Annotated in this window: 1 protein-coding gene; it reads right to left on the bottom strand. The window is 65.0% G+C overall.

The window, feature by feature from the left end:
- Positions 1–1272: hypothetical protein (locus tag HMPREF3165_RS10765; RefSeq protein ID WP_218079052.1), on the bottom strand; the 1272-nt coding region annotated here is incomplete at its 3' end.
- Positions 1273–1336: the final 64 nt, after the last annotated feature.

The raw sequence follows: 1336 nt of genomic DNA, 5'->3' as shown, positions 1-1336 counted from the left end.
ATGCCCGCCAGGTTGAGGGGTGGTTAGGAGGCTTTCCTGACTCGTACGCCTTTGTGGACGTCGGGCAGGATGCTTGGGATCTGGGCGAGGCAGGCGCTGGTCGGTCTTGTCCTTGGCCAGGCGGATGAGAACGTCCTGGAGCTCGATGATGCGGCGGGTGATAGAGGCGGGGTTGAGCTGGTTGCGGTACGAGACCAGGTCAGTCTTCTGGGCCTTGGTCAGGGCGCTGGTGTCCAGCAGCCGGTCCAATGGGGTACGAGGAGCGTCGTAGAGGCGCTTGCGCCTGCCGGCCTTATCGGTGCCCCATCCGATGGGCTTGCGGGGGGCAGGAAGTTGAGCTTGACGTTGACCTGCTCCCAGAGACGGCCCAGGACCTCGCGCTCCTCGCTGGTGTCGTAGCGGTAGTAGAAGGCGTAGCGGCGCACCAGGTGGTTGTTCTTCGACTCGATGGTGGCCTGGTCGTTCTTCCTGTAGGGGCGTGAGCGGGCGGGAGTAGATGTCCAAGTCCGCGGCCCAGCGCACCACGCTGTGGTTGATGAACTCTGAGCCGCCTACGAAGTCCACGCCCAAAACGGGGAACGGGACGCATCCCACGGCGGCGTCCAGGGCGGAGATGATGTGCTTCTCAGCGTTGTTTCGGATTGAGCGAGTGAAGGTCCACCCCGTGAGCACGTCGGTCATGTTCACAGTCCGGGTGAACTCTCCTTTGAGGGTCGGCCCGCAGTGGGCGACGGTGTCGACCTCGAAGAACCCAGGCTCAGCCTCGATCTCGCCCGCCGGCCTTGCGGATCTTGATGGAGCTGCGAAAGCCAACGGACCGGCCTTGGTCGTCGACTTGCCCCGCAGCTGCTCGGTAGCCCGCACCGGGGCGAGGTAGCGGTCAATGGTCGCCGCGCTCATGGCCACCAGCTCGTCTCTGACGGCTGGGGTGTAGCGCGGCTCGTCGTCGAGCTCACCGCTAGCCTCCAGCAGGTCCAGCAGCAGCGGCATGGACTCCTTGAGGTACTTGCCGCACTGCCCGCCGCTGGCGGGCCACACTCGCTGGAGCACCTTCAAGGCGTCGTAGGAGTACCTGCGGGCTCTAGCCCTGCGCTCCGCCGACTTTCGGCGACCCGGTGGGCGCTTGGCTGCGGCCACCAGGCGTCGGCGCGCGTTGTCCCGACTCCAGCCAGTGACTGCGCAGACCTCATCAAAGATCCGTCCCTTGTCCTTCTTCGACGCCCTGGTGTACACCCTGGCGTACTTTCCCGTGATCTCGGCCCTGGCCTGCATCGACAACCCACTAACCCCACGACACGCCGCCTAAAGCACCACGTTCACGCCGATAACCCTACGC

Origin of the sequence: Actinomyces sp. HMSC08A09, assembly GCF_001807465.1 — a bacterium.
GTDB classification, from domain to species: Bacteria; Actinomycetota; Actinomycetes; order Actinomycetales; family Actinomycetaceae; genus Actinomyces; species Actinomyces oris.
This window is presented reverse-complemented; position numbering and strand designations above follow the sequence as displayed.